Genomic DNA, 16,377 nt, shown 5'->3' with positions numbered 1-16,377 from the left:
GTGAAATAAGTGCCATACCGCCACGGTATCTCCAGATTCCGCTAACAAGCAGCGAGATGACGAGTTTAAGTTCTCATTGGCATTACTACATATAATGCACTTGAATCGTCTTCATCAGTGATAATTGTAGCACTATTACCATCGGCTAAGCTAAACTTACATTTATTTTTTATGCAGGATAGAACATCAAGTAAATAACGCGAGTTGAACCCTATTTCTATAGGGGCTTCATTGTAGTCCACTTCTATGGATTCAGTTGCATCACTGCACTCTTGGGAGTTTGAATGCAGAGTTAGCAGCTTTTCTTGTAGTGAGAATTTAATAGATTTTACTTTATCAGATACAACAACGGAAACTCGATCTATAACGTCTGAAAGTTTTTTACTTTCAATAATCATATGCTTATCTTGAGATGCTGGAATAACTGCTTTATAATTTGGAAAAGTTCCATCTATTAATTTTGATATTAGAATATATTCACCGCATGTAAACTTGATTTTTCTGTCTGAGAGTTTTACTTTAATTTCATTACAATCGTCCAATATTTTTAACAGCTCCATAACAGTTTTACGTGGAATGATCACACCAAATTCGCCATTGATGTTCCCAGGCTTTGGCCTCTTTATACATGATAAACGATGGCCATCAGTTGCAACGCAGTACAGAAATTGCTCATCTGTATGTAGATATATTCCATTTAAATTATACCTTGTATCATCTAGTGATACAGCAAATTTTGTTTTAGTTAATAAGTCTATCAGGTCTGTATTTAGTAGAGTAAAATCATGTTTATAATTGTCTTCTTCAAGAGCAGGAAAGCTGCTTGAAACTACATTCGGTAAAGAAAAGTTTGCATTTCCGCAAGACATCAATAATTTTCCTTGGTTGTTTACTTCAAAATTGACATCCAAATCAGCGGGTAACTTCTTCACTATGTCATGTAAAGTATGCGCTGAAATTTTTACTTCTCCTTCTGTTAATACGGTTGCAGCAAGTGAGGCAAACATTGAAATGTCAAGATCAGTTGCCATTAATTTTATGCTGCCGTGTTGTGCTTTGATATTTATACACGCCAAAACATCTATTGCATTACGCCTTTCAACCACTCCACTTACTCTGGATAATGTATTTAAAAGACTTGTGCGGCTCACGCTAAAACGCATCTGCTCGCACACAGAATTTTGCTTTTTGATTTCTGTATCTACACCTGCAACCTCTGACATTGCTAACTCTCAAAAATATATTTTAAATGATATCCACATCCCATATAAAGTAAAGTGCTATTTATATTTCCATTGAAAGAGTAGTCTAGTTTATACTATAGCTGGGTATTCTGTTACAATAATTTACTTTGTATGGCATAAATCATGCATTTTTTGATACGCTTTTTGAAAACCAAGTAGGGAATAAGTATCATCAATGGTCACTGTTTTTGTTTTTCCATTAACTACCATTGATAATCCCTGCTTCATTTTTAGAATGAGATCTTGATCTATTTTTGTATGCTCTGCCCACGCAAAACTTCCCTGTATTATGGGCAGTGTATATTTAATTTTTTTGTCGATATTGAGAGCTACAGGCTCCTTATCATACTGAAAACCAGAGGTAACGCTTACCTCATCTGCTTTTTTATCAACATAACTAACCATTACATACGGCTTGCGATTGGTTGTATAATATTCGCTTTTTTTTTTAGGATAGGATACAATATAACATACTTTCTCTCCATCTTCCAATGCAGTATACACGAGCCAATCTTTATATTTTTCCTTCAATTGTACATCACTAACCGATGCAAAAGCGCCTATCGAAAAAAATATTAGAAATATAAAAAAACTACGCATGCAAACAAAATTTCAAACTTTCAGATTGTATATATTGTTTTACCTTAGCCATCGCCTGCTCAGCCAACTGCCTTATTCTTTCTCTTGAAACACAATATTTTTTACTAAGTTCATCCAGAGTTTGAATGTTTTCAGACAAATATCTACTGATAAAAATGTCTCTTGCCCTTTCGTTGAGGCTCGCTAGTGCATTGTTTAAAATTGCTTCTTTTAATTCTTTTTCTTCATGATTCTGATAGGTTACTTCTTGACTGACCAAGTTACATGGGATCATATCTTGTAACTCCCTTTTAGAGTCATCACCTATTTTTATGCAATCGTTTAGCGACTGATCCTTACAAGCCAAACGGTAATTCATTTGTATAACATCTCCTTCGGATACAGAAAGCTCATTAGATATTGCTTTTATTTCTTCATTATTTAAAGTTTCTCTGTTTGTATACTGTAAAATTCTTTTTTTTATTTTACGTAAACTAAAAAATAATCTTCTTTGTGCTTGCGTTGTGCCTATTTTCACAAATGACCAAGATTTCAATATAAAGTCTTTTATTGAAGCTTCAATCCACCACACTGCATAAGTTGAAAAACGAAACCCTAAATCAGGATTAAACTTTTTTACTGCATGCATTAAACCCATATTCCCTTCCATGACCAGGTCCATCAACAATAGTCCATAATTTTTGAATTTCATTGCAATTTTCACTACCAAATTCAAATGGCTGGTAATCAATTTATGAGCAGAAGAAATATCCTTGTATTGGTTCCAATTTTTTGCTAGTTGTACTTCTTCCTCTTGAGACAGCATGGGAAATTTTCGCACCCTAGCAATATATTGCATGAGATTGGTTCTGCTATCGACACATAAGCTTGCCATTGGGGTCAACATAACAACTTAAATTAAAACTTCATGCATATAATATATTGATTTTCCAGCAAAAATTCAAGCTTTGATTTGAAAAAAGTACAAATTTTCCATCTAATTTCTTGGAGACAGTAGGCCGCAGTGTTAGCTAATTGGATAACATTATGTAACTTTAGATGATATTCTACCAGTACAATGGTAAACGTTATAGCTTAAACACATAGCAAATAGTGTTATTCCAGTGCCTTGACACTGGAATCCACATTTCTTTTTTCTAGATCCCAGTGTCATGCTACTTGAATGACAAGAAAAAACCCACTGGGATAACAAGACTGAGATAGACTAAAAATTAAACGCTACTCCAGCTTCTGCACCAACAGTGCTGTAAAGGACTGTATATCCTCCTTTGTCTTTCTCACCACCGCTTTTATCGAAATTAGCACCATAAGAACCGAAATAACGAGCTCCAGCATAAAGTTTGACTTCTGGAGTTACATCATAACTAACACCAGCTTTTACTTGACCAGCAAAACCAAATTTACTTTTTTGATCATTCACAGCGTCTTTCAAAGGAGTGCTAATATACGCTGCACCAACACCAACACCAACATATGGAGTGATAGGCATATCTTCAATTGCTATATCGTAATAAACGTTAACTAGCCCTGAAATTGCTGTTACACTGTCTGCAATAGTATCTGGCGTAAATCTTGCATCTGTAACATTATTTTTGTTTAGGTATGAATAAACTCCTTCAACATCAACCCTGATGTCGTCCATTTTGTAACCAAACGCACCACCACCAGCTAGAAAAGACGCTTTTAATGGACTGTAATCACTATTGTCTTTCTTATAGGTAATACCATCAACTTTTGTGAAAAGAGGTAAAATTTCACCGTTGTATTGCAAACGAACATAGTAACTAGTTTCTTCATCACTTATTGAACCAACAGGATCTGAAAAAGCAGAGTTTGATAAACTTAGCAACGTTGCTAAAGCGGCTGCTGAAAAAAACTTTTTATAATGCATAATTGTCCTCGTAAAAAAATTAAAATTCCACTTTAGCAGTCTAAGTAACAACTAAAGTTAAGTCAAGTGCTAACTTAATAACACAAAATATTCTACATTTTAACTAATTTTTAGGAGAAGACAAAGATTTTATTAATGAATAAATACGACTTTTGATTTTTTGGTATAGCTAACACAGGTAAGATTTACTATCGAAAGACCTCGTCATCTCGCTGCTTGTTAGCGGATGAGAAATCCACAACTGTACGAACATTGCAATTTGGGCCTACCAGGAGGGCAATGCCTCTTATCCAAGTACCATCTTCTTGTCATCCCAGTCTGGGATCCAGGAATTTTATTAAGTTGGTAAGCATAAAAGTAGCCGTTTTATGTTAAAACACAATGTTCTTGATGAGATTACGGCAAGGCTGGATTCCAGACTGGAATGACATCGTTTACTATGTGCCATATTGCAATGTTTGTACAGTTGTGGAATGAATCACGGTATGACGTAGGGCTATGCTAGTATAGGTACATTATATGAAGAAGTACTAGCGTTGGGAATATTAGAAAAAAAATACTTACACTAAAAGAAACTTCAGTAGTAAATTCAAAAAGGAAGTTTAAACCCAGATGGTAAACCCATCATACCTGCAAGATCAGAAGTTGCATTCGCCATATCTTCTTCTGCTTTTTTAACGGCATCATTAAACGCTGCTGTTACTAAATCCTCTACTATATCTTTTTCCTCATTTCTCATAAGTTCTAAGTCTATGTTCACCTTTTTAGCTTTATAGCTACCTATTTTTATGACTTCCACTAATACAGAAACTTTGCCACCACCAGAAATACCTTGAAACTCTTTTCCAACATATTTTTCTTGAGCTTCTGCAAGCTTTTTTTGCATCTCTTGCGCTTGTTTCATTATTTGACTAAAATCCACAACTTACTCCTTATTTTCTATATTAACTACTTTTGCACCTTTAAACGTGTCAAGGATATCCTTAACTGCAGGTGCATAATTTAAATTACTCACTTCCCTGTTTATATAACCTGTATCAACTGCAACAACCCACTCTTGCTGAGTCACCTGGTTTAAGTAATTTTTTAAATCATTGCAAAAATTACTATCCAACTTAGATACAGCTTTTAATTTTAAATATCCAGGTTTACAATCTATTAATTGTAGATTATTACACAGTTGTTTGTAAAGATAAATTTGGTTACTTCGCCTTAATAGTTGCAAAATCTTATCAAAATCGTAATTTTGTTGTTTATTTTCCACATGGATCCCAGTGTCACGCACTGGGATGACAGAGTGGGGTTGTTGTTTACTTTCCACATATTTTTTTGGATCCGAGTAGTCAGCTACTTGGATGACAGAGGGGGAAGGTGCAACAGGTCTGCCCTGTCTATTTCCTTGCTCTACATTCTGCGAAAGAACTTTTTTGATCACCTGTTCCGGAGAAGGCAGATCAGAAAGATAACAGAGGCTAATTAACATCATTTCAGCAGCAACATCGTTGCATGTTGAAGTTTTTATATCTTGAATACCTTTAAGCAACATCTTCCACAATCTCGAAAAAAATATTAAAGATCTCTTTATACTTAAATCTTTTATCCTATTCTTTTCATGCTCTGTAACTGCATTATCAATCTCTTTTGTAATCAAAAAACGGCATACTAACTGAATTGTTTGCAATAGACCTTCAAAAATACTAAGTGGGTTTGCTGTTTTTACCGCCTTGTCAAACACTGATAGAGCTTTCTGTAAATCACCTTCTAATATTGCCCCTAATAGATCAAATATAATATCTTTATCCACTAGGCCAAGTATGTCTGTCACATTTTTAGTGGATATTGCACCATCTTTGCTATATAGCACTGCTTGATTCATCAAAAACAAGGCGTTACGCATTGAATTTCCAGAGTGTCGTGCAATTAATTCTAATGCTCCCTTTTCAATGGAATAACTCTCTTTTTGTGCAACATCATTTAAACGTTCCACTATTTTAGCTACAGGAATGTTGTGTAAATCAAATCTTTGACAACGTGCAATAATAGTTATTGGTATCTTTTTTATTTCCGTAGTTGCTAAAATGAACTTTACACTAGATGGTGGCTCTTCTAGGGTTTTAAGTAATGCGTTAAATGCACTGCTAGATAGCATGTGTACTTCATCTATAATGTAGACTTTGAATTTAGAGCTTATAGGTGAATAGCAAATATCTCCCAGGATTACTTTAATATCGTCAATGCTAGTGTGACTTGCTGCATCGATTTCAATTACATCTGGATGGCTTGAATTTTTTATTGCTAGACAATTTTCACATGATCCGCAAGGTTCAAAAATTGGCCCCAGGGAACAATTCAAACATAAAGCTATTATCCTTGCAGTGGTGGTTTTACCAACTCCACTACTACCAGAGAGCAGTATAGATTGTGGGATTTTGTTTAAAATAAAAGCATTTTCTAATACACGCACTAATATATCTTGACCTACTAGATCTTTGAAGCTACTAGGACGATGTTTTAATGCTATATTCATAGCCTCGGATAAAACAAATAATGAAATAGGTATGCAACCCAAAAAGGTTCTGATATGGCTGCTTCATTTCTGATCTGACCAAATTACAGAGTTTTTGCCTGCATACCTTATAAAATATTATACTTTTTTTTTTATTTAGCAAGGTATATCCTATATTAGCTCTATAATTTGATATGTTAAATTTTTTACAGTGCTATTTTGAAGTAAACAAAAAGTTAGTTGTCATGCAAGTCACTACAAGATTGTCACTCCAATGTTTATTTATGTCATTTCAGCGCTTATTTATGTCATCCCAGTGCCTAGGCATACAGCTGTATGAATGTTGTGATATAAGAGCAATTTTTACCGAAAAGGATGTCATCCCAGTGCTTGACTACTTGGATCCAGAAAACTTAACTGTAAATGAGCGCACTAGGCAATTGTATAACAAGAACTGGATTCCAGTGTCAGCTACTTGCATGACACTACCTGCTACGCAAACTTCTGTGGACTACAAAGAAAGTTCGTACAGTTGTAGGTCAAGCCATAGAGTAACAAAAAAAGGATATTGGTATAACAAAAGAGGAACATTATGATTTTATATCATTTTCCTCTTTGTCCATTTTCACGAAAAGTTAGAGCTTTTCTAAAAGAAAAAAAATTAGGCTGTGATCTAGTGTATGAAAATCCGTGGGAAAAGCGGAATGAATTTATGGAGATCAATCCAACCGGGCAAGTACCAGTGTTAATAGATAATAACTTTGTAATAGCGGATAGTAATGCCATTTGTGAATATATAGAAGAGACTTACAATAGCGACGTCAAATTACTTGGTTCATCCACTATTATTAAGTCTAAAATACGCGCTCTAATCAATTGGTTCGATAACAAATTTTACAATGAAGTTACTAAGTATATTATGAATGAAAAAGTAATTACTAACCGCAGCCCTGACTCTAGATTTCTTCATGCAGCTCAGCATAACCTGCCTTGCCATATGGAATACACCGAACACTTAATTAACAAGAACGTTTGGCTTGCAACTGATAAGTTCACTTTAGCTGATATTACTTTAGCATCGCATATTTCCGTAATGGATTATGTAAGTAGTTTTCCATGGGAAAAAAGTAAAATTTTAAAAGAATGGTACTCCATTGTTAAATCAAAGCCTTGTTTTCGTGAGATATTATTAGAGAGGATTTCTGGTTTAATCCCTCCTAAACATTATGCTGACCTTGATTTTTAACTTATGTTAGCTTTAAAGCTACAGTCATTCCTTCATCAGTTGGAATCAATATAGAGAAATATTTTTTTTCATCTGATAATCTATTATTAAACTCCCTCATGGCATGCCATGATTTTTCTGATACTTCTTTTGGAGGCGATTCTAAAAATACTGTGTTAAACAGTAGAGTGTTATCTGCAACGATTAGCCCATCTTGTTTAATGTATGACTCTGCCCAATCTAAATACTTAGGATAACTACTTTTGTCAGCATCAATAAATATCATGTCAAATGGTGCTTTTGCTGATAATTCATTAATTTTTTCCAGTGCATCGCCTTCTATTAGAGTAATTTTATCACTTAGATTAAAAGCACTAAAATTTTTTTTTGCTATTCTTGAGTGTTGAGGATTATTTTCTATTGTATATATATGACCGTCTTTTAGTAGAGCTTTTGCCATGCAAATCGACGAGTAACCGTATAACGTGCCAATCTCAACAATACTTTTGATTTTTTGGATTTTTATAAATAAACTTAATAGCTTTCCTTCTTCAGGGCCAATTTGAATATGTTGCTTTTTTTCAAGAATACAATATTCTTCTATTTTTTTATATTCTTTTGCAAATAGATTTCTTATGTATGACAATTTTATACTAAAATTATTACGCATATATTATAAATTAGGGAGACTTAATTCATACACAATTTATAAATATAATAATATAGTTTAAAATAATAAAAACATTTATTTTAAGTTATTATTTCATAGTATAAAATTTTAAGTGACAAAAATTATTATATATCGTACTATAGTTAACTAGTATAATAAACAGTCGATTATTATGCTAGAATTAAAGGGATTGTTTATGCGCATTTCTCTTTTTAAAATATAATTTTTATAATCAATTAGAGGGGGTTATATGTCTTATACTATTGCTGGTGAAGTTGAAACGTTAAACAAAAAATCTAACAAGAATGAAGGGGTTATGTTACTACATAATCCAGCTTATCGTGAAAAGTATAAAGAACGTTTTGATGAAGCTCAGAGAAAAGTTATGGATATGGTTCAGTTTTATGATGGGACAATAGTATTAATAGAGAATAAAATCGCTATGTATTACTACACTTGGCACAGTAAAAAAAGAGAGTTTGAGCGTAAAAAACAACAAACAGTAGTGAAAAACAATGACTCAGCATAGAGTCTTTTATATGGTAAGCTACAGTGGTATTACTTCACTATAGCTTTTCCATATAATTTATCTATCACATTAGTGAAATATTTCAGCTCTTTATACCCTCCATGTTTAACTTTATTATGCTCTATATATGATTTATCATCGTTAAGCTTGATGAAAAATATTGGAGTGGCTGTGATACCAAGTTTATTAATTGCCAGTGATTTATCATTTACGATTTTATCCATTATTTTCTTATCATTAATGCATTGGTTAAATGTATCTTGCTTTAAGTTGCTTAGTGCAGCAATTCTTTGTAGTAAAGTCAAATCACTTAAATTGTAGTAATTCCACGAATCTATTGAGTTAAAAACAGCTTTGTTAAAATTAAAGTAGTCTTCTTGTTTTTCGTAGCAATGACTTAGCATTGCAGCCTTTAGCCCTCTGTAATCCAAAGGAAAATGACGAAATATATATAACATCTTACCTGTGTCTATATATTTCTCTTTAATTTTAGGAAAAACATTCCTATGAAAAAGAGAGCAGTGATAACAAGTTAATGAAGCATATTCTATCATTAGAATTGGTGCTTTTGGATCTCCTAATAATTTATCATTAGGTAATGGCGATAATAGCTCATTTGATGTTATTTCATTGGGTTTTTTTTGAATGTATTGGTTATCGGATAAATCTTGCTTAACAACTGCATAAGAATTAACACTTATGAAAATTAATAAAAACAATAGTCTAAAAATCATTACAATATAAACACTTAACTTACTAAAAAAAATTATACATTTATATTAATAATGTCAAGATAACTTTTGTTTAGCAAGGCTTTCAGCCCTATCTTTAAATGCAGCAATTATTTTACTTTGTGTATACTTATATACTGAGTTTAATAAAGTGGAAAATGAGTTGGACTTAAACTTAAACTCTATATAAAACTTTACCATAGTTTTATTTTCATCTATGGGAATGAATTGCCATTCATTGTATAGATGTTTAAATATTCCATTTGATGATACAGCTTTTATCCAACCTTCATTTGTTCCACTTGGAGAAAGAGAAGTAACTTCTGATGTATATCTACCTTTAATTCCATGAAAAGCTGCGAGGAGATCCACAACCATTTGGTTGTTAATTTTTTCTTTTATATAAACGGCTTTGCACCAAGGAACAAAATCAGGATACCTTTCAACATCAATTACAATTTGGAATACTTCATTAGGCAAACATAGGAAAACACCCTGTTCTTTGTATTGATGAAGCATAAATGTTAAACCAATCAAAATAGGATCCGTATCTACCGTCAGCCTTAGTAGATTCCTGAGACTAAAGTTAAGGTGGGCATCGCGTATCAATTTCAACGAAATTAACAGAGGCAATTCCCTTGACTAGAAATTATCGCTCGGGAAATTTAACTTAACTCATAACGCATAGAACAGACCCTTAATTAATTGTAGATGATTTATACAAGGTGTGTCTATAGATATATTAAAGCTAGCGATTATTATTTAATCTTTATTAAACTTTGCATTCTAAGTATCATAGCTAATAAATATATCTTATGAACATTACTAAAGTTTTAACTATCATTGTTTTTATTGTAATTTCTTCAAGTGCTTACACTAATTGTACAGATCACAAAATTTTTGTGCATACTATGAAGCAACAAGTGGATGGTATATCTACAAAGGAGAATAAAAAAAACCGGGAATGTGTGCAAAAAAAGCTTCAGGAGGTCATTCAAAACAATGTTAACCTCAAAGGAATATCGCAATTCGTCATAGGAAAACATTGGGCTTTAGTTAAACAAAAAGAAAAAGAAGATTTTTTAAGAGAGTATGAAGTGTATCTTACGCGTTTGTGCGTTAAAATTTTATATAAATACATGCATGATAGTGAAATGATCATAATGAGTACAAAAGCAGTTGACGATGAAACTTGCTTAATTGGTATAAGATTTTCTTACGGTGATGAAGAATTTACAAATATTGATTTTAAAGTTACTAAAAATAACAGTTCTTTCTTGATAAGTGATGTTGTAATGAGTGGAATAAGTATTGCTATTAATCAACGTTATCAATTTAGTGAAAAAATCGACACGCATGGCATAGCAAGCGTTATAGCTGAATTAAAATGCAATAACAATCCATGATATATATGCCTCATTGGCCTAAGCCACTTGGTAGCAGGCCGAATGATTTTTCTCTTGATCGCATAAAAGGCTTTCTTAGCAAACTAGATAACCCCGAGAAAAAAGTGCCTCCCGTAATTCATATAGCTGGAACTAATGGGAAAGGCTCAACACTAGCATTTATAAGATATATAATGCAAGCAGCAGGGTATAAGGTACACGCATACACTTCTCCACATTTAGTGAGTTTTAATGAGAGGATAGTGATAGCCGGCAGCTATATCGACGATAATGAATTATATAGCTTATTAGAAGAATGTCGTGCAGTAATTGCAGAACAACCTATCACTCTGTTTGAAGCTGCAACTATTGCAGCTTTTTTAGCTTTTTCTCGTCATAAAGCCGATATAACTTTAGTTGAAGTGGGTATGGGTGGAAGGCTTGATGCAACAAATGTTATAGATAATCCGATTTTAACAATAATTACTTCCATTGCACTTGATCATACGGAATATCTTGGCCCTACTGTAGAAATTATAGCAGGTGAAAAGGCTGGAATAATGAAACCTAATGTTCCTTGCGTAATAGCACCGCAAGAAAAATCTATAGTGAACACGCTAGAACACCACGCAATAAATAAGAAATCTCCCTTGTATAGAGGAGGTCTTGAATGGAATTGCAAAAAAAAGAACAACAAAATGGTTTTTCAATCAGCTATTCAATCAATAGAATTTCCTTTGCCATCTTTAAAGGGTGATCATCAGGTGATTAATGCAGGCAATGCTATTGCAGCATGTAGTATTTTAAGTGGAAAGTATGAATTTGATATTGGAGAAGAGGATATCACTTCAGGTTTACAGTGCACTTATTGGCCTGCACGGCTAGAGTCTATAAAAGAAGGTAATTTAATTTTCCTACTACCGAAAGATTGGCAATTATTTTTAGATGGTGCACACAATAATGATGGTGCTAGAGTACTATCTCAGTGGGTAAAAGATAATTTTGCTGAAGGTATTTATATGGTTTTTGGTGTTACTAGTAACAGAAATGTGGAAGAGTTCTTAGAGCACTTAAAGCCATATATCAAGCTACTATGTGCGGTTTGTGTTAAGTCTGAACCTAAAGCAACAAATACAAATTTGATTAGGGAAAAAGCCAATAACATAGGAATAAAAGCAGTTGAATGTGAATCAATTGGCGATGCAATATCAAATCACATATTAAAAGCCTCTACCCAAAACGTCAAAACCATACTAATCTGTGGCTCATTGTTCCTAGCTAGAGACTTCGCTATGGAGAATAGCTAACTTTGATGATATTAACTGACCGATGGGGAAATAACTTTGATTGCTCATAGTACTGCTTGGCTTTTCGTTATCGACTTCTATAAACTGATCATCACCTTTAAATTGCTCCTCAATTGAATTTATAGCTGTCTTTTTGAGAATATAATTACTTGCAGCATTTAAAATAGGTGAAGTAACAATTAAAAGCGTGAAGGTAATGAAAGTAATAAGCCGGATAACATCATAGAGTTAGTTATACCAAAGCCGTTGGCAACTAAATCTAATCCCATACCGAAAAACATTAAAGATGTACAGATTGTGTTGCTCAAAATAACTGAATTTTTTAGCCACTTTAATTTAGTCCTATCACTCTTTGAAAAATTTTCGCATTCTTGGTCAAAGTTAAACAATAATAAAATATTAGTCTGATGATTAAACTCTTTCCCATTTCTAGTATAAATGCTCTTAACAGCTAGATTTAAAATAGATCCTGCTAACAAGGGAGCAAGAAAACCTACTGCTATTGGTACATTAGAAGAAATACCATTAATTATTAAAAATGCAATTGATGTGAAGGATACTAAAAGAACTCCTAAGAGATTTGAATAAGAAGAATATTTTACATAAGCAGTTACATTATTGTTAATTGACTGCTGCTTATTATAGAGTTTATTTCTGCACTTATCATCTAAGTATTTTTGCAATTCTTCATAACTGCGACTCCACAACTTACCGCGTAATTCTTTTATTAAATTATTTCTTTTATTGAGACCTTTCTCCAATGGCTCTATTATAAATTCTTCAAAAAATGGCTTATTTAATGCAATAACCTTAAATTTCTCCTCCGCTTCTTTATTGTTTGGGTTTTTATCTGAGTGATATTTTAACGATAATTTACGGTATTGTTGACTAAGCTTTTTCTTAATATTCTTAATGTCAGAATTTACCACATCCTCCTTTTGAATATTAAATGTTAAAAACAACTGCTTTAAAGCGTGGTACTCATTTTCATTCAAAACATTTCTAGCCACATTACACCTACAAATTAACTAACTATTAATGTTCTATAATATACATATTTCCAAACTATGTCAATTATTTCATAAATATCTTTGGTAAAAATTATTTCTGTTATGACTAGCATGATAAGTGTATGAAGCGACTAAAATTGTCATTACAGCGCTTAGTGTACGACAGTGCTCCAACATTTAGGGTTGCAGTTTTCATGGCAGATCTGAGTAGCTGACCCATCTAAGAGGTGTCATTCAAGTAGCTGACACTGGAATGGCTTTGTTGCATCGCACCTTATACGGTAGTAATTTACAATAAATTCATGTAGCCATTTCGAATTTAGTCATTTCAGTGTTGGCTACTTGGATGACACCACCTGCTATGCTGCAAATTGCAACGTTCGTACACTAAAGTATAGTGTGTTACTAACGAAGGCAAACAAATATCTGCTTTATGAAAACGTTAATATTTTTCATTGAAATAATACATAAATACTAGAAAAACCTTGGCAGGTTATTCGCGTTTGATTATCATAGAGAATTATATAAATTAATAAATGATCTATGGCAAGTAACCCAGAAGAAAGAAATAGTGATAAACAAAAAGCGCTAGATAACGCAATAAGCCAGATTGAAAAAGCATTCGGTAAAGGTGCAATAATGAAGTTGAAGCAAAACCCTGTAGAAAAAATAGACACAATATCCACAGGATCAATTGCGCTTGATTCGGCTCTAGGTGTTGGAGGTCTGCCAAAAGGGCGTATAATTGAAATATTTGGCCCCGAGAGTTCTGGTAAAACCACTCTTGCCTTGCACGTGATTGCTGAAGCACAAAAAAAAGGAGGATCATGCGCATTTATCGATGCAGAACATGCATTGGATGTCTTATATGCTCGTAAACTTGGGGTAAGCACTGATGATTTAGTGATTTCACAACCAGACACTGGAGAGCAGGCGTTGCATATTGTTGAGTATTTAGTGTGTTCTGGTGCGGTTGATGTGATAGTTATTGACTCTGTCGCAGCATTAACTCCAAGAGCTGAAATTGAAGGTGATATGGGTGATCAACATATGAGGCTGCAAGCAAGGCTTCTAAGTCATGGGCTACGGAAACTAACCTCTGCCGTTTCAAAAGCGAACTGTATATTGATATTTATTAATCAAATTCGTATGAAAATAGGAGTAGTGTATGGAAATCCTGAAACTACCACGGGTGGAAATGCATTAAAATTCTATACTTCTGTAAGGCTTGATATAAGAAAAGTTGGTGTAATAAAAGACAAAGAAAATATTACAGGTAATGAAACAAGAGTTAAAGTTGTAAAAAATAAAGTTGCTCCTCCATTTAGAGAAGCGAAATTTGATATAATGTACAATGAAGGTATATCAAAACTCGGAGAAATAATAGATATGGGAGCAAAGCTTGGTGTGCTTGAAAAAGCAGGCGCTTACTATTCATATAACAACACACGTCTTGGGCAAGGAAGAGAGAATGTAAAAACTTACCTAAAAACAAACAAAGAAGTCGCAAATGAAATAGAAACGAAAATCAGAGATTTACTCAGAAATCATGATAATTCTATCATAATAGACGAGGATAGTGAGCAACTTTTAGAAGAATCAGTTTTCTGATCTAAACTTAGGCATTAGATTTTGTGTTGGACGGGTTGTTACAGTATGACGGTAATTCTATGTGCTAATATAACAATCTGTAATGTTACCTTGTATCAAAAAGACTTTGCTGAAGCAGTTAAAAAAAGCTTTTCATGAGAAATTATAAATGATAAATTGTTAACAATAGGTTATTGTTAATAAGATTATGTGTTTTGGTTTACCTAATATAAACAGGGAAGGTTATTCATTTATAGTAGTTTCCTTTATAGTAACGTGTATAGCATTCTCTATATCTTGGGGGTTTGGCGTTACGTGCTTGTTTCCGACATTATTGTGTACTTATTTCTTTCGTGATCCAGCAAGAGCTGTGCCAAACAATAAGAATCTTATATTAAGTCCTGCTGATGGTGTGATTTCAAAAATTGAAGAAGTTAATTATCCTTTATCAGCAGAAAACGGAGAGGAGAAGAAGTTTACGCTTGTTAGCATATTTTTAAGTGTTTTGAACGTCCATGTGAACCGTATACCAATATCTGGTACGATAAAGGAAATGAGTTATAAAAAAGGCAAGTTTGTATCCGCAATGAGCAATAGGTCTAGTAATGAAAATGAAAAGCAGGTTATTGTAATTGAATACGAAAAGGGGAAAGAAATTATTGTGGAGCAAATAGCTGGATTAATTGCACGTCGTATCGTTTGTAATTTAGGAATATCCCAGAACGTAAAAGCAGGTGAAAGGTTTGGAATTATAAGGTTTGGCAGTAGAGTGAATATCTATGTTCCTGCTGATACAGAAGTCAGAGTTTCAGAAGGGCAAACTGTTATTGGTGGTGAAACAATTATAGCAAACTTAAATAAGGAAAACGTTCAAGAGAAGCTTACTTTTGACGTTATATGAATAACGATGGAAGTAACAGTAGATTCTTACCTATTACTAAATTATTCCCAAACTTTATAACTTTATTGGGTTTATGTTCTGGTCTCACTTCACTTAAATTTACATTTAATGAACAATGGGAATTCTCAGTAATTTTTATCATCATTGCAGCAATAATAGATGGAATGGATGGCAGAATAGCTAGAATTCTAAAATCAACTAGCGATTTTGGAGCCCAGCTTGATTCTTTTGCAGATTTTCTAAATTTTGGTGCAGCGCCTGCATTTCTTTTGTATTTTTGGAAGCTAAACGAAATCAAAGTCATAGGTTGGATTTTAGTAATGATATACGTAATCTGCATATCAATAAGACTTGCAAGATTTAATGTTTCGCTACACTCAGAACAACCATACTGGGAAAAATTTTTCTTTTCTGGTGTTCCAGCTCCAGTGTGTGCTTTACTTTCTTTGTTACCAATAATTATTACCTTTCAATCTCATGAGAGTGAATACTTACTTCTCATAGAGCGATTTTTTAACACAAGAAACGTAGCTTGTTACTTTCTGGCCATTTCATTTTTTTCGATAAGTCACATTCCAACTTTCTCTGCAAAATATATTTATATTCCCAAAAGCCTATCCTATATATTTGTGTCATTTTTTGGAGTACTTATTGTATTTTTCATCAGTAAGCCCTGGATGACTCTACCAATTTTAGGTATAGTGTATACACTTACTATTCCAATAAGCATCGGGTTTTACATATATTTTACATATAAAACTCGTTAGCTAACAAAAAATAGAAAACTG

The 16,377-nt window shown here is 33.2% G+C and carries 16 protein-coding genes, 2 other RNA genes and 2 pseudogenes; 8 read left to right on the top strand and 12 right to left on the bottom strand.

Features of this window, described 5'->3' with window-relative positions; translation table 11 throughout:
• Window positions 1-65: 65 nt before the first annotated feature.
• From dnaN to ffs, 7 genes are all read right to left on the bottom strand, one after another.
• Window positions 66-1,223: a DNA polymerase III subunit beta gene (gene dnaN, locus ABWU73_RS00395; RefSeq protein ID WP_038199350.1), complete on the bottom strand. Its 1,158-nt coding sequence runs from the start codon at window positions 1,221-1,223 to the stop codon at window positions 66-68.
• 123 nt (window positions 1,224-1,346) lie between these two features.
• A complete protein-coding gene (locus ABWU73_RS00390; RefSeq protein ID WP_006279310.1) occupies window positions 1,347-1,844 on the bottom strand; it encodes an invasion associated locus B family protein in 498 nt (165 codons plus the stop codon).
• On the bottom strand, window positions 1,837-2,730 hold the full coding sequence (locus ABWU73_RS00385; protein ID WP_264329481.1) for an RNA polymerase factor sigma-32: 894 nt from the start codon (window positions 2,728-2,730) through the stop codon (window positions 1,837-1,839). The genes ABWU73_RS00390 and ABWU73_RS00385 overlap by 8 nt, the downstream gene beginning before the upstream one ends.
• Window positions 2,731-3,048: 318 nt before the next feature.
• Window positions 3,049-3,735: an acyloxyacyl hydrolase gene (locus ABWU73_RS00380; RefSeq protein ID WP_265017806.1), complete on the bottom strand. Its 687-nt coding sequence runs from the start codon at window positions 3,733-3,735 to the stop codon at window positions 3,049-3,051.
• Window positions 3,736-4,324: 589 nt separating this feature from the next.
• Entirely contained in the window at window positions 4,325-4,657 is a 333-nt protein-coding gene (locus tag ABWU73_RS00375) for a YbaB/EbfC family nucleoid-associated protein (protein ID WP_010963017.1), read from the bottom strand.
• A gap of 3 nt (window positions 4,658-4,660) precedes the next feature.
• Complete coding sequence (gene dnaX / locus ABWU73_RS00370; protein ID WP_010963016.1) at window positions 4,661-6,262, bottom strand: DNA polymerase III subunit gamma/tau; 1,602 nt, start codon at window positions 6,260-6,262, stop codon at window positions 4,661-4,663.
• 21 nt (window positions 6,263-6,283) lie between these two features.
• An RNA gene (gene ffs / locus ABWU73_RS00365) (signal recognition particle sRNA small type) lies at window positions 6,284-6,373 on the bottom strand.
• A 236-nt stretch (window positions 6,374-6,609) separates the two neighbouring features.
• Here ffs and ABWU73_RS08120 point away from each other — a divergent pair.
• A pseudogene (locus ABWU73_RS08120) lies at window positions 6,610-6,726 on the top strand (WPE palindromic element domain-containing protein); the annotation flags it as partial.
• A gap of 107 nt (window positions 6,727-6,833) precedes the next feature.
• Window positions 6,834-7,487, top strand: coding sequence for a glutathione S-transferase family protein (locus ABWU73_RS00355; RefSeq protein WP_010081992.1), 654 nt, complete (start codon window positions 6,834-6,836; stop codon window positions 7,485-7,487).
• 1 nt (window position 7,488) lies between these two features.
• Here the strand turns inward: ABWU73_RS00355 and ABWU73_RS00350 are convergent, their stop codons facing one another.
• A complete protein-coding gene (locus tag ABWU73_RS00350; RefSeq protein ID WP_010081993.1) occupies window positions 7,489-8,136 on the bottom strand; it encodes an O-methyltransferase in 648 nt (215 codons plus the stop codon).
• A 250-nt stretch (window positions 8,137-8,386) separates the two neighbouring features.
• Between ABWU73_RS00350 and ABWU73_RS00345 the strand changes: the two genes are divergently transcribed.
• Complete coding sequence (locus tag ABWU73_RS00345; protein ID WP_006279425.1) at window positions 8,387-8,665, top strand: DUF2671 domain-containing protein; 279 nt, start codon at window positions 8,387-8,389, stop codon at window positions 8,663-8,665.
• Between the two features lie 29 nt (window positions 8,666-8,694).
• Here the strand turns inward: ABWU73_RS00345 and ABWU73_RS00340 are convergent, their stop codons facing one another.
• From ABWU73_RS00340 to ssrS, 3 genes are all read right to left on the bottom strand, one after another.
• Window positions 8,695-9,399: a DsbA family protein gene (locus tag ABWU73_RS00340; protein WP_265017807.1), complete on the bottom strand. Its 705-nt coding sequence runs from the start codon at window positions 9,397-9,399 to the stop codon at window positions 8,695-8,697.
• Between the two features lie 54 nt (window positions 9,400-9,453).
• A complete protein-coding gene (locus ABWU73_RS00335; RefSeq protein ID WP_010963012.1) occupies window positions 9,454-9,915 on the bottom strand; it encodes a type II toxin-antitoxin system RatA family toxin in 462 nt (153 codons plus the stop codon).
• A gap of 19 nt (window positions 9,916-9,934) precedes the next feature.
• Window positions 9,935-10,095, bottom strand: a non-coding RNA gene (ssrS, locus tag ABWU73_RS00330) — 6S RNA.
• A 116-nt stretch (window positions 10,096-10,211) separates the two neighbouring features.
• Between ssrS and ABWU73_RS00325 the strand changes: the two genes are divergently transcribed.
• Together ABWU73_RS00325 and ABWU73_RS00320 are read left to right on the top strand one after the other, a co-directional pair.
• Window positions 10,212-10,802: a phospholipid-binding protein MlaC gene (locus ABWU73_RS00325; protein ID WP_341810253.1), complete on the top strand. Its 591-nt coding sequence runs from the start codon at window positions 10,212-10,214 to the stop codon at window positions 10,800-10,802.
• Window positions 10,799-12,088, top strand: coding sequence for a bifunctional folylpolyglutamate synthase/dihydrofolate synthase (locus ABWU73_RS00320; protein ID WP_022626401.1), 1,290 nt, complete (start codon window positions 10,799-10,801; stop codon window positions 12,086-12,088). Before ABWU73_RS00325 ends, ABWU73_RS00320 begins: the two co-directional genes overlap by 4 nt.
• Here the strand turns inward: ABWU73_RS00320 and ABWU73_RS00315 are convergent.
• A pseudogene (locus ABWU73_RS00315) lies at window positions 12,056-13,017 on the bottom strand (J domain-containing protein). The gene ABWU73_RS00320 and the pseudogene ABWU73_RS00315 overlap by 33 nt on opposite strands.
• Before the next feature lie 624 nt (window positions 13,018-13,641).
• Here ABWU73_RS00315 and recA point away from each other — a divergent pair.
• From recA to ABWU73_RS00300, 3 genes are all read left to right on the top strand, one after another.
• Entirely contained in the window at window positions 13,642-14,709 is a 1,068-nt protein-coding gene (gene recA / locus ABWU73_RS00310; protein WP_265024078.1) for a recombinase RecA, read from the top strand.
• 187 nt (window positions 14,710-14,896) lie between these two features.
• Window positions 14,897-15,589, top strand: coding sequence for a phosphatidylserine decarboxylase (locus ABWU73_RS00305; RefSeq protein WP_007548750.1), 693 nt, complete (start codon window positions 14,897-14,899; stop codon window positions 15,587-15,589).
• Window positions 15,586-16,356, top strand: a complete 771-nt coding sequence (locus ABWU73_RS00300) for a CDP-alcohol phosphatidyltransferase family protein (RefSeq protein WP_015589351.1) — start codon at window positions 15,586-15,588, stop codon at window positions 16,354-16,356. Before ABWU73_RS00305 ends, ABWU73_RS00300 begins: the two co-directional genes overlap by 4 nt.
• The last annotated feature ends 21 nt before the right edge of the window (window positions 16,357-16,377 follow it).

The organism is Wolbachia endosymbiont (group A) of Andrena helvola, from assembly GCF_964028415.1.
GTDB classification, from domain to species: domain Bacteria; phylum Pseudomonadota; class Alphaproteobacteria; order Rickettsiales; family Anaplasmataceae; genus Wolbachia; species Wolbachia pipientis.
Note: the sequence above shows the minus strand (reverse complement) of the source record. Positions and strands in the feature narration are given on the sequence as shown.